The organism is Qipengyuania benthica, from assembly GCF_030717865.1.
GTDB classification, from domain to species: domain Bacteria; phylum Pseudomonadota; class Alphaproteobacteria; order Sphingomonadales; family Sphingomonadaceae; genus Qipengyuania; species Qipengyuania benthica.
Map to the genome: position 1 here is coordinate 41,540 of NZ_JAVAIL010000003.1, position 21,390 is coordinate 62,929.

The following is a 21,390-nucleotide window of genomic DNA, read 5'->3' on the forward strand; positions in this document are numbered from 1 at the left end:
GTCGAGTAGGCGATCAGTCCGCAGCCTCGCGCGCGGGCTCGTGGAGCCGCAGCCGGGTGACATGGGTCTCGTCGCCGTCGATGACTTCGATTCGCCAGCCGCTGGGATGGTCGACCACCGCGCCGACGGGGGGCACCTGTTCGGCCAGCACGAAGGTCAGCCCGCCCAGCGTGTCGACCGATTCCTCGACCTCGGCCAGCCGCGGGTCGATCCGTTCAGCGACCTCGTCGAGCTCCGCGCGGGCGTCGCAGTCCCACATTCCCTCGCCGATCGGGAGGATCAGATCGACCGGGGTCTCGTCGTGCTCGTCCTCGATATCCCCGACGATCTCCTCGACCAGATCCTCGATGGTGATGATCCCGTCGGTTCCGGAGAACTCGTCGAGCACGATCGCCAGATGCATCCGCTGAGCGCGCATGTCGGCCAGCACGTCGAGCGCGTTGCGGGTCTGCGGAACATAGAGCGGCTGGCGCATCAGCACCGTCCAGTCGGCCGGCGGCCGGTCGCCGCGCGCCAGGAAGGGAAACACGTCCTTGAGGTGGATCATACCGACCACCTCGTCGAGCTGCTCGCGATATACCGGCAGACGCGAATGGCCGTGCTCGGCGAAGGTGTTGACCAGTTCGTCCCAGCTCGCACTCGCCTCGACGGCGATGATCTCGCCGCGCGGGATCGAGACGTCGTCGGCGTCGTGCTCGCTGAAATGCAGCAGATTGCGCAACATCTGACGCTCGACCGGCGAGAGATCGCCCTTGCGGCTTTCCATCGTCTCCGGGGTGCCGGAATTCTCGCCCTCGTGTTCGTCGATGGCTTCCTCGAGCTGCGCCCGCAGCGAACGGTCGCCCTGATCGGAGTCGAACAGCTTTCGGATCGCGGGCCAGAGCCCGCCGCTACTTTCCGCGTCTCCCGCGGGTGATGAAGAATCGGGCATGGCCCTCGAACGCACTCCTTTTAAACGCGATCCCCATATGGGTCGGCGATCGCCAGTTTTTCAAGCGCCGCGATTTCCAGCCGCTCCATCGCCTCGGCCTGCGTGTCGCTCTCGACATGATCGTGACCCGCCAGATGAAGCAGACCGTGGACGATCAGATGGGCGGCGTGATCGGCCAGCGGAACGCCCTTTTCCGCCGCTTCGCGCGCACAGGTCTCATGCGCCAGCGCGATATCGCCGAGCAGTTCGGGCGGCCCGTCCGCGCCAAGCGCCAGCAGATCGTCGCGCTCCAGCATCGGAAAGGACAGCACATTGGTCGGCTTGTCGCGCCCGCGCCATTCGCGATTGAGTGCGTGGACCTCGGCATCGGAGGTGAACAGCAGGCTGGTCGAGAGCCGCGGATTCCCGAGCTCGGGCGCAATCATGGCAACCGCCTGCGCCGTGTGCGCGGCAAGGCCCGTCCAGTCGCCGCTGGGCCAAGGGGGCTCGACTTCGGTGTCCAGTTGCATTGCGTTCGGCTTGTGGTTGGAGGGTCCCTGTGACGAATCTGCGTACGGCGGTCGCGGTGAAAAGGGAATGTCCGAGAATGGGTGAGAAGCTGACGTGGGGTATGAAAGTCCTCAGAGCTTGCTCAAACGAGATATCCCGATGGCGCGGATGGAGGACATGCTAGTGTTTTTGGGCATCAAAATCATCCTCTCGGTAGGACCAGGCTTGTGGGACCCAGTTGTGGAGCGGCTGGATATCGCGGGGTTCATAAGCCCAACCTTGAATCCAGAGGCCATGATGCTCGAGTAGTTCTGGCAACACTGCAAGACGATCTTCTAGCCACTCGGCTGTAGGTAATGACCTTTCGAAGATTTCTCCACCGAGAGACCACAATTCAAGTGGTGGATCCGATAAGGGGAGCCCGGTTGCCATCAGTTCTCTGTTCGCGCCCGATGCCGCTTTCTGGACGACCTCATCATCGACAGGGATTTTGTATAGGTCGTGTCGCCATCCTATGGTCCAGCAAACTTGCGGCGTACCTTTTTGTGCATCCGTCAGGTTGGCAATCCAATCTAACGCCGATGCGCTTTGACGGCGCAGTTCATTGAGGTGATCGTCGACTTCGTTACTCACTCCAATATGCCATCGAATTCCTCGCGAAGGGTAAGCTGTCGCGCCCATGCTTGAGATGAGACTACTAAACCTCAGAAACGTCCGCAATTGGGTCGGATGTCGTCAAATTCAAAGCCGCGCGATATTCCCCGCCCTGCTCGACCGCCCATCCCCTCAAGCGTCCGGCCCCTCGTAAGCCTCGACGATCCGCCCCACGATCGGGTGACGCACGACGTCGGCGGCGCTGAAGCGGGCGGTGCCGAAGCCTTCCACGCCTTCCAGCTTCTCGACCGCATCGGCGAGGCCGCTCATCCCGATGCCTCCCGGGATATCGACCTGCTTCGGATCGCCGCAGACCACCATCCGGCTGTTCTGGCCGAAGCGGGTGAGGAACATCTTCATCTGCTCGCGGGTGGTGTTCTGCGCCTCGTCGAGGATGATGAAACTGTCCGCCAGCGTGCGCCCGCGCATGAAGGCGATCGGCGCGATCTCGATCTCGCCGCTGGCCATGCGCCGGTCGACCTGCTCGGGCGGCATGCAGTCGTAGAGCGCATCGTAGAGCGGGCGCAGGAAGGGATCGACCTTATCCTTCATATCGCCGGGCAGGAAGCCCAGCTTCTCGCCCGCCTCGACCGCGGGGCGAGACAGGATGAGCCGCTGGACGCTGCCGCTGATCAGCTGGCTGACCGCCTGCGCGACCGCGAGATAGGTCTTGCCGGTACCTGCCGGGCCGAGCGCGAAGATGATGTCGTCGCGGCTGAGCGAGCGCATATAGGTCGCCTGCGCCACGCTGCGAGGGACGATGGTCTTGCGCCGGGTGCGGATCATGATCGGCGGCAGGTCGGGCTCGCCCTCGATGATCCCGTCGAGCGTGGGCTCGTTGGACATCGCGATCACCGATTCGATCGTCCCCGCGTCGAGATCCTCGCCCAGCGCCAGCCGATCGTACATCGCCTGAAGGACATCGCGCGCGCGGGCGACGTTGTCCTCCGGCCCTTCGACATGGATCTGGTCGCCGCGCGCCGAGATGAACACCCCGAGACGGTTTTCCACCTGGACCAGATTGGCGTCGAACTGGCCGAACAGCGCACCGAGCAGGCTCTGGTTGTCGAAGGTGATCTCGGTCTGCGCGCGGCGGATCTCGCGCTGCGGAACGGGCGGACGCGACAGCGCGGGGGCGGCGCCGTTGCGGGGTCTGCTGACGGATTTTCGAGCCATAGGGTCCTTTGCAACTCGGCCATGCGCGGCCGGGCGAGTCGCAAGATTAGGCTCGCGGGGGCGCAGTGCAAGCGCTGCTGCGGCATGGCGGTGGATTGTCACGCCGGCGCAATGGTTTGGCTCGGATGATCTGGTCTCGTAGAGCCGCTCAGGCGGCGACGTTCTCGCGGATGACTCCGCGCAGGGAATTGGGACCCGCCTCGGCAAGGTGAACCTCCACCAGATCGCCGATCGCGCAATCGCCCTCGAACCAGACCGATTGCAGCCAGGGCGATTTGCCGAGCCATTGTCCGGCGAGCTTGCCCTTGCGCTCGACCAGCACCTCGCAATCGCGCCCCTGGGTGGCGCGGTTGAAGGCGTGCTGGTCGCGGTTGATGGCAGCCTGCAGGCGCTGAAGCCGCTCGTCCATCACCTCCATCGCCACCTGATCCGCCATGGTAGCGGCCGGCGTCCCCGGGCGCGGCGAATATTTGAAGCTATAGGCCTGCGCGTAACCCACCGCATCGACCAGTGCGAGCGTCTCCGCGAATTCGGCCTCGGTTTCGCCGGGGAAGCCGACGATGAAATCGCCGCTCAGCGCCAGATCGGGCCGCGCGGCGCGGAACCGCTCGAGCAGGCGCAGATAGCTGTCCGCAGTGTGGCTCCGGTTCATCGCCTTCAGCACCCGGTCCGAGCCGCTCTGCACCGGGAGGTGGAGATAGGGCATCAGCTTGTCGATCTCGCCATGCGCGGCGATCAACGCATCGTCCATGTCGGCGGGATGGCTGGTGGTGTAGCGGATGCGCGCGAGGCCATCGACCTCGGCCAGCGCGCGGATCAGGCCCGCAAGGCCCACCGCGTGGCCGCGCTCGTCCTCTCCGCTCCAGGCGGAGACGTTCTGGCCCAGCAGCGTGATCTCGCGCGCGCCGGCATCGACCAGCTTGCGCGCCTCAAGCGTGAGATCGGCATAGGGGCGCGAGATCTCGGCGCCGCGGGTGTAGGGGACGACGCAATAGGTGCAGAATTTGTCGCAGCCTTCCTGCACGGTGAGAAAGGCGGCGGGCGCGCTCTTGCGGCGCTCGGGGAGCGCGGCGAATTTGGCGATCGCGGGCATGTCGGTGTCGGTGTTGCGCTCGCCTTGCACCGCCCGGTCGATCATGTCGGGCAGGCGGTGATAGGCCTGCGGGCCGACCACCATCGACACCGCCGGCGCGCGCGCCATGATCTCGTCGCCCTCGGCCTGCGCGACGCAGCCCGCGACCGCGATCAGCGGCGTCTTGCCCGCTTTCGCGCCCGCCTTCACCAGCCGGCCGATGTCGGAATAGACCTTCTCTGCCGCCCGCTCGCGGATGTGGCAGGTGTTGAGCACGACCAGATCTGCCTCCTCGCCCTCGGGCGCGGGGGTGATGCCGCGCTCGCCGAGCATCTCCGCCATGCGCTCGCCATCATAGACGTTCATCTGGCAGCCGAAGCTCTTGACCCTGTAGGTCCGGGGGGCGGTGGTCGGTTTCATGGGAGGGATGCGCCTTACGGGAAAGGCGGCGCCGTTTCAATGCCGGGCGATGCCGGACGAGCTGCCGCTTGCGGCACGGCAGCCGGGTGCTAGACCCGAATGGTTCCACCGCCATCGAGAACCATTTGCTCCGACCCCGCATCCTGCTGCTGCTCGTCGCCATCGGAGCGCTTTTGGCACTGTTCTCGTGGCAGGCTAACCGATATGGTGATACATCCGTCGAGTACTTCATGCAGCGGCACGGCCTCTCCGCTGCCAGCATCGCCTATGGACCCGCGGGAGCGGAGCCGGTGCGGCTCGCCATCGGGACCCATCCCGACGCGATAATGCCCTATTACAGCCTCTCCAAGCCGCTCACTGCGGCGTCGGTGCTGGCGCAGGTCGAGGCGGGGACGATGCGGCTCGACGACCGCTTCGCCGGGGCGAGCCTGCGGCAGTTGCTCCAGCACACCGGCGGGTGGGATTCCGCCACCGCTGGCGATGCCGTCGCGGAGCGCGAGGCCGGGTCGCCCTGCATCGCCCTGCCCGTCCCGCCCCGCCAATTCGTTCCGGGTACCCGCTACGCCTATTCGAACACCGGCTACTGCCTGCTGGGCGCGGCGCTGGAGGAGGCGACCGGGCGGTCCTACGCAGAAGCGGTCCGCGCAGGTTTCCCAGAGGCGGAGGCGATGGGTTACGACGGACTGCTGGGTCCGGCGGGCGGCTGGTCGGGCACCGCAGCCGCCTATCACCGCTTCGCCAGCCGACCGATTGACCCGGCCACGACAGGCCACCCTTTCCCCCGCCCCGGCGACACGCCCTACGGCCTGGGATGGGGCGTGGGGGAGGATGGCACTTTGGCGCATTTCGGCTGGCTGACCACGCGCGGTCACTTCACCGCGGTGGTGCGCAGCCAAGACTTCGTCGTGGTGGCGCTATTCGAGGGCGTGCCGCCCGATCCCGAGCGCGCCAAGCGCGAATTGCGCGGCGTCCTGCTCGGCCTGCGGGACCGACTGCCGGACTGAGCCCCGAACGAGCGGGGCTCAATCCTGCAGGTTTAGCCCACGGTCGCCTTGGCGATCTTGCCCGGATTGGCCGGCGGTTCGCCCTTGGGGAGCGCGTCTACGTGTTCCATGCCGCTCTCGACCTGGCCCCAGACGGTGTACTGCTTGTCGAGGAAGCGCGCATCGTCGAGGCAGATGAAGAACTGGCTGTTGGCGCTGTCGGGCACCTGGGTGCGCGCCATCGAGCAGGTGCCGCGGGTGTGCGGCTCGGAATTGAACTCGGCCTTGAGATCGGGCTTGTCGCTGCCGCTCATGCCGGTGCCGGTGGGATCGCCGCCCTGCGCCATGAAGCCGGGGATCACGCGGTGGAACACCACGCCGTCATAGAAGCCCTCCTTCGCCAGTTCGGTGATCCGCTCGACATGGCCGGGCGCCAGATCGGGGCGCAGCTTGATGACGACATCGCCGCCCTTTCCGTCGCCGCAATCGAGCGTAAGGGTGAGCTTTTCGTCGGCCATGATATCGTCTCCTGAAGTTGCGGCGCCGCTATAGGCGATGCGCGCGCAATGTCACCACCCCGGCCCGGGTTTTGGTGCCTTGCTTTTGATGCCTCCTCCCCTAGAGCGGCGCCATGGCCAAGCGCGAGCGCCCCGACGACGAAGCGATGCCGGGCGAGCGCCGGCAGGCCTCCGCACGCCACGAAGACCGGTACGAAGACCGCGCCGACGGTCGCCCAGACGACCGGATCGACGACGAGCGGATGGACGAGGAGAATATCCTCAAGCCCGAATACGTCCGCAGCGTCCGGGAGTCGCTTGAAGCGGGCGACGACGCGCGGGTTTACGAACTGGTAGAACCGCTCCACCCCGCCGACATCGCCGATCTGCTCGAGCTGTTCGAACGCGACGAGCGCCATCAGCTCGCCGCCGCGATCACCGATCTGATGACCAGCGATGTCGTCGCCGAGCTCAACGACTTCGTCCGCGACGACATGATGGAATCGCTGCCCGCCGCGCGGGTGGCGTCGATCGCCGAGCAGCTCGATACCGACGACGCGGTTCAGCTGATCGAGGATCTCGACCGCGATAATCAGCGGGCGATCCTCGCCGAACTCGATGCCGAGGACCGGCACGCGATCGAAAGCGCGCTGGCCTATCCCGACGAGACCGCCGGGCGGCTGATGAACCTCGACTTCGTGGCGGTGCCCGAGCATCTCACGGTCGGCGATCTGATCGATTTCCTGCGCGAGGATCGCGCGCTGCCCAACGACTTCTTCGAGATCTTCGTGGTCGACGAGCGGCACCATCCGGTCGGCACCTGCCAGCTGTCATGGATCCTGCGCACCCCGCGCACCATCCCGCTGGTCGACGTGATGAAGCGCGACCAGACGCTGATCCCCGCCACGCTCGACCAGGAAGAGGTCGGCAACATGTTCCAGAAATACGCGCTGATCTCGGCGGCGGTGGTGGACGAGAGCGGACGGTTGGTCGGCCAGATGACGGTGGACGATGTGGTCCACATCATCGCCGAGGAGGCGGGCGAGGACGCGCTGCTGATGAGCGGCGCGGGCGAAGGCGACATCAACGAGCCGATCCGCGATGCCTATTACAGCCGGGTGCGCTGGCTGGTCGCCAATCTGGGCACCGCGCTGATCGCCAGCCTGATCATCGCGGCCTTCGGCGCGGCGATCGAGCAGCTGGTGGCGCTCGCGGTGCTGATGCCGATCGTCGCCAGCATCGGCGGCAATGCCGGGACGCAGACGATGGCTGTCACCGTCCGCGCGATCGCGATGAACCAGCTGACCCGCTCCAACACCGGGCGGATCCTGCTGCGCGAAATGCGCGTCGCGATGCTCAACGGCGCAACGATCGCGCTGCTGATCGGCCTCGCGACGGGCTTGATCTTCACGCCGCTGCTGGGGCTGGTGATCGCCGCGGCGATGGTGATCAACGTCATCATCGCCGGGCTGGCCGGGGTGTTGGTGCCGGTTATCTTCGACCGGCTCGACACCGATCCGGCGGTTGCCTCGAGCGTCTTCGTCACCATGATCACCGATTCGATGGGCTTCTTCGCATTCCTCGGGCTCGCGGTGGCGAGCGGCGTGGTTGGCTGACGGGTCCGGCTAGAGTAACGGCTGACTTGAGGCTCGCGCCCCACCCCCTATCTAGGCTGCCATGCCGCTTCACCTGACCAAGATCGCATTCGGCGCCAAATCCTACGCCGGAATCGAAAGCTGGTACGCCAACCGCCCGCGGGTGAGCGTCAACACCCGCTATCGGCCGACCCGGTGGGAGGAATGCATCGGCGGATCCTTGTTCTGGATCCACGAGCACAATCTGGTCGCACGCAGCCCGATCACCGGCTTCACCGAACAGGACAACGGTCGCTGGTTCATCGATCTGGAGCCACGGCTGATCCCGGTGCTGCCCAAGCCCAAGCGCGCGCATCAGGGCTGGCGCTATCTCAAGGGAGATCCCCCGCGCGATCTGGTGGAGGGCGAGGACATCGGCGATGTCATGCCCGGCCGCCTCGCGGGGCGTTTGCAGAAGCTCGGGCTGATCTGACCCATACGTCGGTGGGCGGGACATCGATGGAAGGAACAGTGACGGGGGGACAGGCGTTGTACGGTAAAGGAGAATTTCTATGCCCGACCGCCAATCCAGGCATCCCGACAACGAGCTGATCGACGGGCTGACCGAAAACCCCACCCCCTCGCAGCAGAGCAGCGCGGGCGGCAACGTCAATCGCGACGTCGGCAAGCGCGGCGAACTCAACCGCGCCACCGACCCGGACAATCGCGAGCCCGAGATCGGCTCGGACAATCCCGCACAGGACGCCAAGAAGGGCCCCAAGACCCGCGCCGCGATCCAGGAAGCGCGCAACAACAGCAGCAGCTGATCCGCCCAACCCGGATCGACGCAATATCGATCAACGAACGCCGTCCTTCGGGCGGCGTTTCGCTTGTGGGACCGAAATTGCCGCGGCAGTGCCGCGCTAGACCGCCGGCTCCGCCGTTTTCTCCGCAACCCGGCGCAAGGCATCGACGTAGGCTTCCGGCGGCTGCGCACCGGGGATAAGGAACTTGCCCGCCAGCACCATTGCCGGGACCCCGGAGATGTTGAGATCCCATGCCGCGCGTTCCTCGGCGCGGGTCTTGCGGGCGATTTCCTCGCTGTCGAGTGCAGACTCCGCCGCGGCGCGGTCGAAACCGGTCTCTTCGGCTATATCGAGCAGCACCACGCGCTCGCCGATCCGGCGGCGCTGGTTGAAGTGAGCGGTGAACAGCGCGAGCTCGAGCGCGGTCTGGCGTTCATAGCCATGCGTCTCGCCCGCCCAGGTGAGCAGCTTGTGCGCCTCGAAGGTGTTCCACATCATCGCATCGGGCGCAGGCTCCTCGCCCTCGTAATCGAGCGAGACGCCCGCGCTCTGCGCCGCGCTGCGCATCTGGCCCTGCACCTCCTTCGACTGTTCCAGAGTGCGCCCGTATTTGCGCGCGATATGCGCGGTGCGCTCCTCGCCCTCGGCCGGCATGTCGGGGTTGAGCTCGAAGGCGTGCCAGCGAATGTCCGCCGCGATCTCGCCGTCGAGCCGGTCGAGCGCCTGGCGCAGATTGCCCCAGCCGACCAGGCACCATGGGCACATGACATCGGACCAGATGTCGATGGTCAGCTTGCGCGGTTCGGTCATCGGTCTCTCCACCAAGTCAACAGGTGATGCGCGATCGCCTGTGCGGGGGGCGCGGCAAAGGGGCCGTCGCCGGCGAGCGAGGCGGCGACTTCCTCGCGCGTAAACCAACGGATTTCGGCCAGTTCGGTTTCGTCCACCACAAGCGCATCGTCATCGGCATAGCCATGGCAGCCGATCATCAATTGCGAGGGGAACGGCCAGGGCTGGCTGGCGATATAGGTGACATCGCGGACCTTCACGCCGCTTTCCTCGAGCACCTCGCGCGCCACGCCTTCCTCGATGCTTTCGCCCGGCTCGACGAACCCCGCCAGCGCGGAGAACCGCCCCTCGGGCCAGCCCTTGCCGCGCCCCAGCATCAGCCTGCCGTCGTATTCGACCAGCATGATCGCGACCGGGTCGGTGCGCGGGAAATGGCTCGCTGCGCACTGATTGCATTCGCGCTGCCAGCCGCCCTTGGCGATCCGCGTCGTACCGCCGCACTGGGCGCAGAAGCGATGGCGCGCGTGCCAGTCGACGATGCTGCGCGCACCGCCATAGATCGCCAGATCGTCGGGGGTGAGACTGGCCATCGCCTGCCACACCGCCGGGTTCGCCAGCCGCGGCGCGGCATCGCCCGCCGCCGGGACGCAGGCGAAGCAGGGCTTGCCGCCGTCGAGCCCGAGAAACACCAGCTCGGCATCCTCGGGGGCGTCGGCGAGCGTGCCCCAGGCGAGCGCGCCGGCCTGGTCCATTCCGGGCATCAGCCCGTCGAGCGCGAGCAGCCGCGCCCGCCAGTTCATGTATCCCGCCAACCTCTCCGGGTCGGCGCGGTCATTGTCCGCACGGTCGAGCCGCGAGCCGGTAAACGCCAGCATCAGGCGCCCTGCATCATGGCCAGATCTTTCGCGACCGCCGCCGGGAAGCCGGCGTGGATCGGATAGGCTTCGGACGGCATATATTGGGTGAACATGGCCGCTCGCAGATTGGCGTCGTAGTTCACGAAGGCGACCGTGCCCGCCGCCCCGCCCCAGCCGTAGGAGCCATCGGTCACCCGGCCCCCCGCGCCGAAGCCCTGGCCTTCGATCCAGGTGCCCTTGGTAATGGCGGTTTCGGGGAGCAGGTCGGAGGTCCCGACCCGGACCGCCAGCTCGCCCATGATCCGCTTGCCGTCGAGCATGCCGTAACCCAGCAGCATTCGCAGGAAGCGGTCGTAATCGCGCGGGCTCGAAACCAGCCCTGCGCCGCCATAGGGGAAGGACGGTTCGTCGAGATAGATCGAGGCACGCGCCGGATCGATCGGTACGGGGACGGAAGCGACGATTCCGTAATTGGTGGTGAAGCGCCCCACTTCGCTTTGCGGAACGCGGAAGAAGGTGCTGGTCATCCCTGCGGGTTCGAACAATCGCTCGCGCAGGAAGGCCTCGAAGCTCATCCCGCTCGCGACCTCGATGACCCGGCCCATCAGGTCGAGCCCGACGGAATAGCTCCATTTGGAACCCGGCTGGAGCACTAGCGGCACCTGCGCCAGCCGGTCGGCGAAATTGTCGAGCCCGCGTACCGCCTCGGCCCGACCGAGACCCGGAACGGGGATGCGGCTGACCTGGCCCGGCACGATCCCGCGCTCGACGTAAAGTTTCGAAATCGGGCCCTTCTGGACGATGTTGTAGCCCAAACCAGCGGTGTGGGTGAGTACCTGGCGAATGGTGATCGGGCGCACCGCCGGCACCAGATCGGTAACGGAGCCGTCGTAGGTGCGTTGCACTTGCATATCGGCGAAAGCGGGAAGGATTTCGGCCAGCGGCTGGTCGAGACCCAGCTTGCCGTCGTCGATCAGCATCATCGCCGCCATGCCCGTGATCGGCTTGGTCATCGAGTAGATGCGATAGAGGCTGTCGATTCCCGCGGTTGCCGCCTGACCGATCGCGAGGGTACCCTTGGCGATCACCAGCGGATCGCGTTGGCCCCAGCCCAGCGTCGCGGCCATGTTGGCGACTTTGCGCTCGCCGACGTATTTGTCGACCATCGCCGCCACCGCGGGCCATTGGCCGTGCTGCGCAGCGGGCCGAGCCGACAGCCCCGCTCCCGGCAGCCCGGCAAAAGCGGCTCCGGCGCCGATCATGGCCCCCCCGCGCAGCAGGCTGCGGCGGGATAGCTGGTGGCTGTCGAATTCGCGGTAGGCCATGCGGTGTCCTCTCCTGGTGGCGCGTGCAAGCCGCGCCGATGCATTCGCGGTTGTGAACACCCGATTGCAAATTGCAACCTTGGAAAAGCCCCTCGGGGCGATCCTCGCTTGCATGACGGCGCTGTCTTACCTATCTATGACACATGCTTAACATTGTCTCGATCCTGCTGGGAATCCTCTCGCTCGTCATTGTCATCCCCGCGACCATTCCCTTCCTCGGCTGGGGAAATTGGTTCGCGCTGCCGATCATCGTGGCGGGTATCGCCGCGGGGCAATTGTCCTCGCACCGAAGCGGGCGCAATTTCTGCCTCGTTGTACTGGCGATCGCGATCGTCCGGCTCGCGCTGGGCGGCGGCATTATCTAGGCGAGCGCCAGCCGAGCCGCCTTTGCGAACAGCGTCGGCAAACCGGCGTCATCGAGCGTGGCCAGCGGCCACCATTCGCCCTCGCCCTGCGGCGTTTGCAGGCCTTCATAGCGCCTAACCGACAGTTCGAGCCGGGCATGGGTGAATACATGAACGACCCGCCCGAGCGGCTGCCAGTCTCCGACCAGCGGCGTCTCACCCCCGCCGTCGACCTGCGCCGACCAGCCATCGTCGGGGAGCGCGCGCATCCCGCCGAGCATGCCCTTGCCCGCGCGGCGGACCAGCCAGACGCAATCGTCGCGTTCGATCCAGAAGGCAGTTCCTCGGCGGACGGGTTTCTCCTTCTTCTTGACCTTGATCGGCAGCCGGGCGGGATCGCCGCTCGATCGTGCCGCACAGCCCTCTGCCAAAGGGCAAAGCAGGCATTTGGGATCGCGCGTGGTGCAAATAGTCGCGCCCAGATCCATCATCGCCTGCGCGAAATCCCCGGCGCGGCAGTCCGGAGTTGCCGTCTCGGCGGCGGCGCTAATGGCCTTGCGCGCCTGCGGTAATGGGATTTCGATCGCGAACAGCCGCGCCACCACCCTCTCGACATTGGCATCCACCACCACCGCGCGGCGGTCGAAGGCGATCGCCGCGACGGCGGCCGCGGTGTAGGCGCCCAACCCCGGCAGTTCGCGCAGTTCGGCTTCGGTGTCGGGGAACCCGCCCCGCGCCGCAACTGCGCGTGCGGCCTTGATCAGATTGCGCGCCCGCGAATAATACCCCAGTCCCGCCCAGGCGGCCATCACCTCCTCCTCGGGAGCCTCGGCGAGCGCCGCAACGGTCGGCCAGCGTGCGGTGAAGGCGGCGAAATAGGGCTTCACCGCAGCGACCGTGGTCTGCTGCAACATCACCTCGGAAAGCCAGACGCGATAGGGGTCGGGTGCCGGTTCGCCGGGCCTCGCCCGCCACGGGAGCGAGCGGGCATGGCGGTCGTACCATTCGAGCAATCTGTCGGCGATGGTGGAGGTCACGGCGCGGCTATGGCATGGGGAGCGCACAGATGGAAAGCGACACGCCCCCGAAGCCCGCCAAAGCGAAAGCATCACCCGCGAAGGGCAAGCCCTCGAACCGCGTCAAACCCTACGAGCGCCCGCGCGGGGGCCAAGCCAAGGCGATCAGCGATCTGATGCCGCAGATCGGCCGCACCGCCTTTCGCCGCTTCGGTTTCGTCCAGTCGAGCGTGGTTTCGCGCTGGCCCGAAATCGTCGGCGAGGCGCATGCCCGCGTCTGCGCGCCCGAATCGATCCGCTTCCCGCCGGGCGAGAAATCCGAGGGCATCCTGCAACTGGTGGTCCTGCCCGCGCATGCCCCGCTGATCCAGCATGTGATCCCTGAGATCGTCGAGCGGGTGAACCGCTTCTTCGGCTACAAGGCGGTGGCGCGGGTCAAGATGCGGCAAGGCGCGGTTCAGGCGCCCGCCCTTAGCGAACGCCCCAAAGCGCCGCCCTCGCTCAAGCCGATTCCGATGGAATTGGGAGACAGCCTGCGCGATATCGGCGATCCGGAACTGCGCGCCGTGCTCGAATCCCTCGCGCGCAGCTTCGGCGATGGGGACAAGGAAAGCGACGAGAGATGACCAAACGAAGTGTAAAGCTGGCGCTGGCGCTGGGCGTCACCGCGCTGGCCGGGAGCGCCGTCGCGGTTGTGGCGCAACCGGGGCAGAACTGGACCACCACTGTCGTCGAACGCGACAACGGACATCTGCTCGGCAATCCCGAAGCCAAGGTCAAGCTGGTCGAGTTCATGAGCTACACCTGCTCGCATTGCGCCGATTTCGCGCGCGATGGCGAGCCGGCGATCAAGCTGGCCTATGTCCCCAACGGCAGGGTCAGCTTCGAAATCCGCCATCTGCTGCGCGATCCGATCGATCTGACCGCGGCGCTGCTGACCCATTGCGGCGACCCGGCCAAATTCGCCGAGAACCATTCGGCGATCCTGCACGCGCAGGACGAATGGTTGGCCAAGGCGCGCGCCACCACTCAGGCGCAGCGCTCGCGTTGGCAATTCGGCACCAATGGCGCGCGTCGCCAGGCCATGGCGAGCGATCTGGGCTTCTACACCCTCATGGAACGGCGCGGCTATTCGCGGGTCGCGCTCGACCGCTGCCTCGCGGACGAGACGAAGGCGGCGGCGCTGGCCCAGTCCAGTCAGGCCGATATCGCGGCCTACAAGCTCACGGGCACGCCCAGCTTCGTCGTGGACGGCAAGCTGCTCGACGGCGTCTTCACCTGGTCGGCGCTCGAGAAGGCGCTCGGCAGCCGCTTCTGATCGCCACCGCCATGGGTCGATTTGTGTGAAAAAGCGCAAGGCCGCGCTTCCATCCACCCGCACCTCTCGGCTAGCCTCGCCACTCTATACCAAGGACCCGCTTCGATGACCGCAATCCGTTCTCCGTTTCTCGCCGCATTGGCCTTCCCGCTCGCGCTGGCGCTGTCCGCCTGCGGGTCGGGCGCGGAAGAGACCGGCAGCCTCGAAGGCGAAGCGATCGCCGAAATACCGGCGCCCGAGGGGCAGGAATGGTCCGATGTCGTCACCGTCACGGAGGCCGATGGCTATCTGCTCGGCAATCCCGATGCGCCGATCAAGGTCATGGAATATGCCTCGCTGACCTGTCCCGCCTGCGCCGCATTCGCGCAGAACGGTGCCGACCAGCTCAAGGAAGAATATGTCGACACCGGCCGGGTGAGCTACGAATTGCGCAACCAGATCCACGCCCCGCACGATCTCATGCTCGCGCAATTGGTGCGGTGCGGTGCGGACGAGACCTATCACCCGCTGTCCGATCAGGTTTGGAAAAACCTGCAATCCGTCCTCGGCCCCGTCTTCGAGCGGCAGGAGCAGTTCCAGCAGGCGCTGGCGCTGCCCGAGGACCAGCGCTTCGTGGCCGCTGCCGAGGTCGCGGGCTTCTACGACTTCTTCGCAGCGCGCGGGATCAGCGAGGATCAGGCGCGCAGCTGCCTCGCGGATTTCGACGCGATGACGGCGATCGCCGAAAATTCGACCCGGCAGTCGAACGAGCTGGGAGTGACCGGCACCCCGACGTTCTTCGTCAACGGCAGCAAGCTCGACACCGTCAACACCTGGCAGGCTCTCGAACCCGTGCTCCAGCGCGCCGGCGCCAGGTAACAGTCGGCGCGGGGTAGCGGATCGGCGATGCTCCTCAGCAAGCTCAAGCTCAGCGGCTTCAAGAGCTTCGTCGAACCGGCAGAATTGCACATCGAACCTGGGCTGACCGGGGTCGTCGGCCCCAATGGCTGCGGCAAGTCCAACCTGCTCGAGGCGATTCGCTGGGTGATGGGCGAGAATTCGCCCAAATCGATGCGCTCGGGCGGGATGGAGGATGTCATCTTCGCCGGCACCCAGTCGCGCCCGCCGCGCGATTTCGCCGAAGTGGTGCTGAACGGCCGGACCGGCGACGGCGAGGAATTGCAGGTCATCCGCCGGATCGAGCGCGGCGCGGGTTCGGCCTATCGCGTCAATGGGCAGGACGTGCGCGCCAAGGATGTCGCGCTGACCTTCGCCGATGCCGCCACCGGCGCGCATTCGCCCGCGCTGGTGAGCCAGGGCAAGATCGCGCAGGTGATCGCCGCCAAGCCCGCCGAACGCCGCCAGATGCTCGAAGAGGCGGCGGGGATCGCCGGGCTGCACGTGCGCCGCCGCGATGCCGAGAGCAAGCTGCGCCAGACCGAGGCCAATCTCGCGCGGCTCGAGGATCTCGCCGCCGGGCTCGACAGCCAGATCGCCTCGCTGCGTCGCCAGGCCAGACAAGCCGATCGCTACACCGCGCTATCGGCGGAGATCCGCACCGCCGAAGCGAGGCTGGTCTTCGCCCGCTGGCGTGATGCCGCCGCCGCCGCCGAGGCAGCGAAAGCCGAAGCGGCACAGGCCGAGGCGCGAGTTGAGGCGAGCAAACGCGCCGCCGACACAAGCCAGATGGCCCAGCACGACGCAGCGCAGGCTCTGTCCGCTGCGCGCGACGAACTCGCAGACCGCCGCGACGACGCCACGGCGCACGGTCACCGAATGGCGGCGCTAACCGAACAGCTCGATGCGGCGGAGCAGCGCTTGCGCGATCTCGATCGCCAGAAGGAGCGGCTCGAGGAGGATCGCGGCGATGCCGACCGGCTGACCCGCGATGCCGCCGGAGCGCTGGCGAAGCTCAAGGCCGACTTGGAGGCCAGCCGCAAGGCGCTGGCCGCGGACGAGGAGCGGCGACCGACGCTGGCCGCGCGCGCCGAAGATGCCGAACGTGCCGCCCGCGCAGCCGAACTCGCGCTCGCCCGCGCCACCGCAGACAATGCCGGAACCGAAGCCGAATGGCGCGTCGTGGAGGCCGAGATCGCGCAGACACGCTCGCGGCTCCAACGCCACGAAGCGGATCGGCAACGGCTCGACGAAAGCCGCAAGGCAGCAGAGCGCGAGAATGCGGAGCTCGATATCGACGCGGCGCGCAAGGCCGCCGAAGCGGCCACCGAGGATCGCGAAGCGCGCCAGCAGCACATCGCCGCGATGCAGGCGCGCAAGGGCGAGTTGCAGCAGGCGCGCGACGATGCCGCGAGCGCGCTCTCTGCGGCGCGGGCGGAGCTATCGGGAATCGAACGCGAATTCGCCGCGCTCGACCGCGACCGCGAGGCGCGCGAAAAGGCGGCGCAAAAGCGTCAGGGCCGCAAGCAGGCGATCGACGGCTTGCGCGCCGCCAAGGGCTATGAGCGTGCGCTTGCCGCAGTGCTCGGACGCGACAGCAAGGCACTGCTCGGCGATCCCGCCGGCAGCGAGGAGGGCCGTTTCTGGACTGGCAAAGCGGCGCCCGCACCGGTCGCGGACAGCCTGGCCGCCAAGGTAGACAATTGCCCCCCCGAACTCGCAGCGCGGCTGGCGCTGGTGCATGTCGCCGGGTCCGACGATGGCCGGCTGCTCCAACCGGGCGAATGGCTGGTAACCACCCAAGGCTATCTGCGACGCTGGGACGGGTTCGTCGCGCGCGGCGAAGGCGCCACCGAGGCTGCGCGGCTCGAAGCGGAAAACCGCCATGCCGAACTCGCTGACACGCTTCCGGCGTTACGCGCTGCGGTCGAGCGGGCCGAGACTGCCCAGACGGAGGCGCAGGAGCAACTCTCCACATTGCAGCGCGACCTTGTGGCCGCAGAACGCGAGCTGGCGCAGGCCTCGGAAGATGAGCGGCACAAACTCCGGGCGCTCGATCAGGCCGAGGCCACACGCGAGCGGATGGCAGCGCGGCGCGCCGAGCTTGATCGCGCGCAGTCGGAACTCGATGAATTGCTCGGTTCGGCGAAGATGGAAGCTGCGGCAGCGGAATCCAAGCGCGCCGCCCTGCCCGACCCCGCGACCGGCCGCGCCACGCTCGAGACCGCCAGAGCCCGCAACGAAGCGGCCCGGTCGGCGATGCAGGCGGCAGCGGCCGAACTCGCTGCTCACGACCAGGCGCTGGCGGTGGCTCGCGAGCGCAACGCGGCGCAGCGTTCGGACATGGCCAATTGGGAAGCGCGCTCGGGCGAGGCGGCGCGGCGAATGGCCGGTATGGCGCAGCGGCTGGACGAAATCGGCGAGGAACGCGCCGTTCTGGCCGCCAAGCCCGAGGGGCTGATCCGCGAGATCGAGCAGGGCGACGCGGTGCGGAGCCGGCTGACCCAGGGCCTGGAACGGGCCGAAGCTGCGCTCGCCAAGGCCCAAGATGCCGCCGTTTCCGCCGATCGCGGATTCGCCGCCGCCAACGAAGCTTTGGCCCAAGCGCGCGAGAATCGCGCCGGGCTCGCCGCGCGCGCCGAAAGCCAGGACGCTCGCCGGATCGAGATGGCGCAAACATCGGGCGAACGCTTCCGGTGCCCGCCCCCGCACCTGCCGGGCAGCTTCGGCTTCGACGCGCAAGCGATCAGCTCCGCCGAAGCCGAGAGCGAGGAAATGGACCGCCTTACCGCCAGCCGCGAGCGGATCGGCCCGGTCAATCTGGTGGCGGCGGAGGAACTCGCCCGGGTGGAGGCCGAGCACGGCGCGAGCTCCGCCGAGCAGGCCGAACTGGCGGAGGCGGTCGCACGGCTGCGCGGCTCGATCGGCAGTCTCAACCGCGAGGGACGCGAGCGGCTACGCGCTGCCTTCGAACGGGTCGATACCCACTTCCGTCGGCTGTTCACGCAATTGTTCGAAGGCGGACAGGCGCATCTGGCGCTGATCGACAGCGACGACCCGCTCGAGGCTGGCCTCGAGATCTACGCCCAGCCGCCCGGTAAGCGGCTCCAGTCGCTGACGCTGCTTTCAGGCGGCGAACAGGCGCTCACCGCGATCGCGCTGATCTTCGCGCTGTTCCTCACCAATCCGGCGCCGATCTGCGTGCTTGACGAGGTCGATGCGCCGCTCGACGACGCCAATATCGACCGCTTCTGCGATCTGCTCGATGCGATGGTGAAGGAAACCTCGACACGCTATCTCATCGTCACCCACAATGCGGTGACCATGAGCAGGATGCACCGGTTGTTCGGCGTTACGATGGTCGAAAAGGGCGTGAGCCGGTTGGTGAGCGTGGATCTGGGTGCGGCGGAAGAATTGCTCGCCGCCGAATAGATCAGGCCGCGAGCGCGCGCTCCAGCCGGTCGCGAATGGCTTTGAGTTGCTTCACGACATCTTCGCTGACGGGCTGCGGCGGAGAATCCTGCGCCGCAGCCTGCTGGTCGGGCGCACCCAGAATCGCGGCCTTGGCGCCCTTGAGCGTATAGCCTTCGCGGTTGACCAGCCGGTCGATGCGTTCGACCAGCGCGACATCTTCGGCGCGATAATAGCGCCGGCCGCCGCTGCGCTTGAGCGGTTCGAGCATCGGGAACTGCTGCTCCCAATAGCGCAGGACATGCGGCTTGATGCCGAGCGCCTGCCCGACCTCGCCGATGGTGCGCAGCGCGCCGCTTTCCTTGCCATCGTCGAAATCGGCCATTGCGCTATTCCTTTGCGATGCGGTCCTTGAGCAGCTGGCTGGCGCGGAACGTCAGCACCCGGCGCGGGGTGATCGGAACTTCCACCCCGGTCTTGGGATTGCGCCCGACGCGCTCCTTCTTGTCGCGCAGCACGAAACTGCCGAAGCCGGAGATCTTCACATTCTCGCCATCGGCCAGTGCACCGCACATCTTGGCCAGAATCGATTCCACGATCTCGAGCGATTCGGCCCGCGACAACCCCATCTTGCGATTGATCGTTTCCGCCAGATCGGCGCGAGTGAGCGTACCCACCGAACGCATATCGCATCCTCCTCGATTCCAAGCGCGACCCGCACGAAACCCGGCTATCGGACTAGCCGCTGCGGTCGATCCGTGCAACGGATAGTGCTGATTTTCCCGCGAAAAGCGCAGACCCCTTCACATGCGGACCAGCGAAGCGCCCCAGGTAAAGCCCCCGCCCATCGCTTCGAACATCACCAAATCGCCCGGCTTGATCCGGCCGTCGCGCGTGGCGACGTCGAGCGCAAGCGGAACCGAAGCTGCGGAGGTGTTGGCGTGACGGTCCACGGTGACGATCACGCGCTCGCTCGGGAGGCCGAGCTTGCGCGCGGTTGCGTCGAGAATACGGGCGTTCGCCTGATGCGGAACCACCCAGTCGACAGCGTCGATCGTCATATCGACATCGCTCAGGACCTCGCTCAGCACGTCGGCGAGATTGACGACTGCATGGCGGAACACCTCGCGTCCCTTCATCCGCAGCTTGCCCACGGTGCCGGTGCTCGAGGGGCCGCCATCGACGTGGAGCAATTCGCAATGTTCGCCGTCCGCGTGGAGGCGGGTGGCAAGAATGCCGGGTCCGTCATGCGCCACGTCCTGCGCTTCGAGCACCACGGCGCCGGCGCCATCGCCGAACAGCACACAGGTGGTGCGATCCTCCCAGTCGAGAATGCGGCTGAAGGTTTCGGCACCGATCACCAGCGCCTTCTTGGCCATTCCGGTGCGCAGCAGCGAATCGGCGGTCGCCAGAGCATAGAGAAAGCCCGAGCAAACCGCCTGGACATCGAAAGCGATCCCGCCGCGGCAGCCCAGCGCCCGCTGGACTTGCGTCGCGGTGGCGGGAAAGGTGTAGTCGGGGGTAGCGGTGGCGAGAATGATCAGCCCGATCTCGTCGGCGGCGACGCCCGCCGCCGCGAGCGCCTGGCGCGCGGCCTCGATGGCGAGGCTCGAGGTGGTCTCGCCCTCTCCGGCGATATAGCGCTGGCGGATACCGGTCCGCTCTACGATCCAATCGTCGCTCGTGTCGACGCGTTCGGCCAGTTCGGCATTGCTGACGCATTTGCTGGGCAGCGCCGAGCCCGTACCGCGCAGGATCGAACGGATCATTTCGCCGCGAGCCCGGCCGTCGCGCCGCTAGCTCTGCCGCCGAGATCGCCGATCTGCGCCAGATCGTGAGCGATGCGGTTGGTGATATCGTCCTCGAGCAGCCGCGCGGCGACTTCCACCGCATTGGCCACGCCCTTGGCGTTGGCGCTGCCGTGGCTTTTCACCACCACGCCGTTGAGCCCGAGAAAGACCGCGCCATTGTGATTGTTCGGATCGAGATGATGGCGCAGCAATTCGGTTGCGGGTCGCGAGACGAGGAAGCCGACCTTCGACCGGATCGAGGATGCGAAGGCCTGTTTCAGCAGATCGGTGACGAAGCGCGCCGCGCCTTCGATCGCCTTGAGCGCGATGTTGCCGGAGAACCCGTCGCAGACCACAACGTCGCATTCGCCGCGGTTGATCTTGTCGGCCTCGACGAAACCCTCGAAATCCATCGCCAGCCCGGTTTCGGCGCGCAGGCGGTTGGCGGCGTCCTGGATATCCTCGGTGCCCTTGGTCTCCTCGGTGCCGATATTGAGCAGCCGGACTCGGGGGCGTTCGCGACCGCTGACTATCCGCGAATAGGCGGCGCCCATGATCGCGAACTGGACGAGGTTGCGCGAATTGCCTTCGCTGTTCGCGCCCAGATCCAGCATGACGACATCGTCGTCGGTGAGCGTGGGGAGCAGGGCTGCAAGCGCGGGGCGGTCGAGACCTGGCATGGTGCGCAAGGCAAGCTTGCTCATCGCCATAAGGGCGCCGGTGTTGCCCGCGCTGACGGCAGCTCCGGCAAGTCCCTGCTTCACCGCATCGACCGCGAGGCCCATGCTGGTGGTCTTGGCGCGGCGTAGCGCCTTGCTCGGTTTCTCTTCGCCGCCGACCACATCCTCGCAATGGAGGATCTCGGAAGCGCCGCTCATGCCGGGGTGGTTTTCGAGCGCCGCCTTGATCCGGGCTTCGTCGCCCACGAGCAGGAACTTGAAACGGTCGTGGCGGCGCCGGGCTAGCGCCGCGCCTTCGATCATCACGCGTACGCCTTCATCGCCGCCCATCGCATCGACGGCGATACGCGGAAGATTCATGACGTGCTCCGGCTGGTTACGG

The 21,390-nt window shown here is 66.8% G+C and carries 23 protein-coding genes; 9 read left to right on the top strand and 14 right to left on the bottom strand.

Going from position 1 to position 21,390, the window contains the following annotated elements:
* Positions 1–13: 13 nt before the first annotated feature.
* From Q9K01_RS09200 to miaB, 5 genes are all read right to left on the bottom strand, one after another.
* The gene (locus Q9K01_RS09200; protein WP_305929952.1) at positions 14–931 is read right to left on the bottom strand and encodes a hemolysin family protein; all 918 of its coding nucleotides are present in this window, start codon (positions 929–931) and stop codon (positions 14–16) included.
* A gap of 20 nt (positions 932–951) precedes the next feature.
* Complete coding sequence (gene ybeY, locus Q9K01_RS09205; RefSeq protein ID WP_305929953.1) at positions 952–1,440, bottom strand: rRNA maturation RNase YbeY; 489 nt, start codon at positions 1,438–1,440, stop codon at positions 952–954.
* Between the two features lie 160 nt (positions 1,441–1,600).
* Positions 1,601–2,053, bottom strand: coding sequence for a hypothetical protein (locus Q9K01_RS09210; protein WP_305929954.1), 453 nt, complete (start codon positions 2,051–2,053; stop codon positions 1,601–1,603).
* A 153-nt stretch (positions 2,054–2,206) separates the two neighbouring features.
* Positions 2,207–3,250, bottom strand: a complete 1,044-nt coding sequence (locus tag Q9K01_RS09215) for a PhoH family protein (RefSeq protein WP_305929955.1) — start codon at positions 3,248–3,250, stop codon at positions 2,207–2,209.
* A 148-nt stretch (positions 3,251–3,398) separates the two neighbouring features.
* Complete coding sequence (miaB, locus tag Q9K01_RS09220; protein WP_305929956.1) at positions 3,399–4,742, bottom strand: tRNA (N6-isopentenyl adenosine(37)-C2)-methylthiotransferase MiaB; 1,344 nt, start codon at positions 4,740–4,742, stop codon at positions 3,399–3,401.
* A 125-nt stretch (positions 4,743–4,867) separates the two neighbouring features.
* Here miaB and Q9K01_RS09225 point away from each other — a divergent pair, with 125 nt between their 5' ends.
* A complete protein-coding gene (locus Q9K01_RS09225) occupies positions 4,868–5,746 on the top strand; it encodes a serine hydrolase domain-containing protein (RefSeq protein WP_305929957.1) in 879 nt (292 codons plus the stop codon).
* Positions 5,747–5,778: 32 nt separating this feature from the next.
* Here Q9K01_RS09225 and Q9K01_RS09230 read toward each other — a convergent pair whose 3' ends face one another.
* Positions 5,779–6,243: a peptidylprolyl isomerase gene (locus Q9K01_RS09230; RefSeq protein ID WP_305929958.1), complete on the bottom strand. Its 465-nt coding sequence runs from the start codon at positions 6,241–6,243 to the stop codon at positions 5,779–5,781.
* A 146-nt stretch (positions 6,244–6,389) separates the two neighbouring features.
* Here Q9K01_RS09230 and mgtE point away from each other — a divergent pair, with 146 nt between their 5' ends.
* From mgtE to Q9K01_RS09245, 3 genes are all read left to right on the top strand, one after another.
* Positions 6,390–7,838, top strand: coding sequence for a magnesium transporter (gene mgtE / locus Q9K01_RS09235; protein ID WP_422785315.1), 1,449 nt, complete (start codon positions 6,390–6,392; stop codon positions 7,836–7,838).
* A 61-nt stretch (positions 7,839–7,899) separates the two neighbouring features.
* The gene (locus Q9K01_RS09240) at positions 7,900–8,289 is read left to right on the top strand and encodes a DUF1489 family protein (protein ID WP_305929960.1); all 390 of its coding nucleotides are present in this window, start codon (positions 7,900–7,902) and stop codon (positions 8,287–8,289) included.
* Between the two features lie 79 nt (positions 8,290–8,368).
* Entirely contained in the window at positions 8,369–8,623 is a 255-nt protein-coding gene (locus tag Q9K01_RS09245; RefSeq protein ID WP_305929961.1) for a hypothetical protein, read from the top strand.
* A 96-nt stretch (positions 8,624–8,719) separates the two neighbouring features.
* On the opposite strand, the gene Q9K01_RS09250 is transcribed toward Q9K01_RS09245, so the two are convergent.
* The 3 genes from Q9K01_RS09250 to Q9K01_RS09260 are packed head-to-tail and all read right to left on the bottom strand — an operon-like array spanning position 8,720 to position 11,573.
* Entirely contained in the window at positions 8,720–9,412 is a 693-nt protein-coding gene (locus Q9K01_RS09250; RefSeq protein WP_305929962.1) for a DsbA family oxidoreductase, read from the bottom strand.
* Positions 9,409–10,266: an NAD(+) diphosphatase gene (nudC, locus tag Q9K01_RS09255; protein ID WP_305929963.1), complete on the bottom strand. Its 858-nt coding sequence runs from the start codon at positions 10,264–10,266 to the stop codon at positions 9,409–9,411. The genes Q9K01_RS09250 and nudC overlap by 4 nt, the downstream gene beginning before the upstream one ends.
* Entirely contained in the window at positions 10,266–11,573 is a 1,308-nt protein-coding gene (locus tag Q9K01_RS09260; RefSeq protein ID WP_305929964.1) for a serine hydrolase domain-containing protein, read from the bottom strand. Before Q9K01_RS09260 ends, nudC begins: the two co-directional genes overlap by 1 nt.
* A 143-nt stretch (positions 11,574–11,716) precedes the next feature.
* Between Q9K01_RS09260 and Q9K01_RS09265 the strand changes: the two genes are divergently transcribed.
* Positions 11,717–11,938: a hypothetical protein gene (locus Q9K01_RS09265; RefSeq protein ID WP_305929965.1), complete on the top strand. Its 222-nt coding sequence runs from the start codon at positions 11,717–11,719 to the stop codon at positions 11,936–11,938.
* On the opposite strand, the gene mutY is transcribed toward Q9K01_RS09265, so the two are convergent.
* On the bottom strand, positions 11,935–12,954 hold the full coding sequence (mutY, locus tag Q9K01_RS09270) for an A/G-specific adenine glycosylase (RefSeq protein ID WP_305929966.1): 1,020 nt from the start codon (positions 12,952–12,954) through the stop codon (positions 11,935–11,937). The genes Q9K01_RS09265 and mutY overlap by 4 nt on opposite strands.
* A gap of 29 nt (positions 12,955–12,983) precedes the next feature.
* On the opposite strand from mutY, the gene Q9K01_RS09275 reads away from it, so the two are divergent.
* The 4 genes from Q9K01_RS09275 (at position 12,984) to smc (ending at position 18,559) form a co-directional block, all read left to right on the top strand.
* Positions 12,984–13,559, top strand: a complete 576-nt coding sequence (locus tag Q9K01_RS09275) for a DUF721 domain-containing protein (protein ID WP_305929967.1) — start codon at positions 12,984–12,986, stop codon at positions 13,557–13,559.
* Positions 13,556–14,251: a thioredoxin domain-containing protein gene (locus Q9K01_RS09280; protein WP_305929968.1), complete on the top strand. Its 696-nt coding sequence runs from the start codon at positions 13,556–13,558 to the stop codon at positions 14,249–14,251. Before Q9K01_RS09275 ends, Q9K01_RS09280 begins: the two co-directional genes overlap by 4 nt.
* A gap of 105 nt (positions 14,252–14,356) precedes the next feature.
* Positions 14,357–15,109, top strand: coding sequence for a thioredoxin domain-containing protein (locus tag Q9K01_RS09285; RefSeq protein WP_305929969.1), 753 nt, complete (start codon positions 14,357–14,359; stop codon positions 15,107–15,109).
* 27 nt (positions 15,110–15,136) lie between these two features.
* Positions 15,137–18,559 (top strand): chromosome segregation protein SMC, encoded by a 3,423-nt coding sequence (smc, locus tag Q9K01_RS09290; protein ID WP_305929970.1) that lies wholly within the window; start codon positions 15,137–15,139, stop codon positions 18,557–18,559.
* A 1-nt stretch (position 18,560) separates the two neighbouring features.
* On the opposite strand, the gene Q9K01_RS09295 is transcribed toward smc, so the two are convergent.
* From Q9K01_RS09295 to plsX, 4 genes are all read right to left on the bottom strand, one after another.
* The gene (locus Q9K01_RS09295) at positions 18,561–18,923 is read right to left on the bottom strand and encodes a MerR family transcriptional regulator (RefSeq protein ID WP_305929971.1); all 363 of its coding nucleotides are present in this window, start codon (positions 18,921–18,923) and stop codon (positions 18,561–18,563) included.
* Between the two features lie 4 nt (positions 18,924–18,927).
* Positions 18,928–19,224, bottom strand: coding sequence for an integration host factor subunit alpha (locus Q9K01_RS09300; RefSeq protein ID WP_305929972.1), 297 nt, complete (start codon positions 19,222–19,224; stop codon positions 18,928–18,930).
* Positions 19,225–19,341: 117 nt separating this feature from the next.
* Positions 19,342–20,307, bottom strand: coding sequence for a beta-ketoacyl-ACP synthase III (locus tag Q9K01_RS09305; RefSeq protein ID WP_305929973.1), 966 nt, complete (start codon positions 20,305–20,307; stop codon positions 19,342–19,344).
* A complete protein-coding gene (gene plsX / locus Q9K01_RS09310) occupies positions 20,304–21,368 on the bottom strand; it encodes a phosphate acyltransferase PlsX (protein WP_305929974.1) in 1,065 nt (354 codons plus the stop codon). The genes Q9K01_RS09305 and plsX overlap by 4 nt, the downstream gene beginning before the upstream one ends.
* Positions 21,369–21,390: the final 22 nt, after the last annotated feature.

What these genes read in the sequence shown, in the direction of transcription:
- Q9K01_RS09200 (WP_305929952.1), bottom strand. Translation starts at nt 931, where the DNA reads ATGCCCGATTCTTCATCACCCGCGGGAGACGCGGAAAGTAGCGGCGGG.
- ybeY (WP_305929953.1), bottom strand. Translation starts at nt 1,440, where the DNA reads ATGCAACTGGACACCGAAGTCGAGCCCCCTTGGCCCAGCGGCGACTGG.
- Q9K01_RS09215 (WP_305929955.1), bottom strand. Translation starts at nt 3,250, where the DNA reads ATGGCTCGAAAATCCGTCAGCAGACCCCGCAACGGCGCCGCCCCCGCG.
- miaB (WP_305929956.1), bottom strand. Translation starts at nt 4,742, where the DNA reads ATGAAACCGACCACCGCCCCCCGGACCTACAGGGTCAAGAGCTTCGGC.
- Q9K01_RS09230 (WP_305929958.1), bottom strand. Translation starts at nt 6,243, where the DNA reads ATGGCCGACGAAAAGCTCACCCTTACGCTCGATTGCGGCGACGGAAAG.
- mgtE (WP_422785315.1), top strand. Translation starts at nt 6,390, where the DNA reads ATGCCGGGCGAGCGCCGGCAGGCCTCCGCACGCCACGAAGACCGGTAC.
- Q9K01_RS09240 (WP_305929960.1), top strand. Translation starts at nt 7,900, where the DNA reads ATGCCGCTTCACCTGACCAAGATCGCATTCGGCGCCAAATCCTACGCC.
- Q9K01_RS09245 (WP_305929961.1), top strand. Translation starts at nt 8,369, where the DNA reads ATGCCCGACCGCCAATCCAGGCATCCCGACAACGAGCTGATCGACGGG.
- Q9K01_RS09250 (WP_305929962.1), bottom strand. Translation starts at nt 9,412, where the DNA reads ATGACCGAACCGCGCAAGCTGACCATCGACATCTGGTCCGATGTCATG.
- nudC (WP_305929963.1), bottom strand. Translation starts at nt 10,266, where the DNA reads ATGCTGGCGTTTACCGGCTCGCGGCTCGACCGTGCGGACAATGACCGC.
- Q9K01_RS09260 (WP_305929964.1), bottom strand. Translation starts at nt 11,573, where the DNA reads ATGGCCTACCGCGAATTCGACAGCCACCAGCTATCCCGCCGCAGCCTG.
- Q9K01_RS09265 (WP_305929965.1), top strand. Translation starts at nt 11,717, where the DNA reads ATGCTTAACATTGTCTCGATCCTGCTGGGAATCCTCTCGCTCGTCATT.
- Q9K01_RS09275 (WP_305929967.1), top strand. Translation starts at nt 12,984, where the DNA reads ATGGAAAGCGACACGCCCCCGAAGCCCGCCAAAGCGAAAGCATCACCC.
- Q9K01_RS09280 (WP_305929968.1), top strand. Translation starts at nt 13,556, where the DNA reads ATGACCAAACGAAGTGTAAAGCTGGCGCTGGCGCTGGGCGTCACCGCG.
- Q9K01_RS09285 (WP_305929969.1), top strand. Translation starts at nt 14,357, where the DNA reads ATGACCGCAATCCGTTCTCCGTTTCTCGCCGCATTGGCCTTCCCGCTC.
- smc (WP_305929970.1), top strand. Translation starts at nt 15,137, where the DNA reads ATGCTCCTCAGCAAGCTCAAGCTCAGCGGCTTCAAGAGCTTCGTCGAA.
- Q9K01_RS09295 (WP_305929971.1), bottom strand. Translation starts at nt 18,923, where the DNA reads ATGGCCGATTTCGACGATGGCAAGGAAAGCGGCGCGCTGCGCACCATC.
- Q9K01_RS09300 (WP_305929972.1), bottom strand. Translation starts at nt 19,224, where the DNA reads ATGCGTTCGGTGGGTACGCTCACTCGCGCCGATCTGGCGGAAACGATC.
- Q9K01_RS09305 (WP_305929973.1), bottom strand. Translation starts at nt 20,307, where the DNA reads ATGATCCGTTCGATCCTGCGCGGTACGGGCTCGGCGCTGCCCAGCAAA.
- plsX (WP_305929974.1), bottom strand. Translation starts at nt 21,368, where the DNA reads ATGAATCTTCCGCGTATCGCCGTCGATGCGATGGGCGGCGATGAAGGC.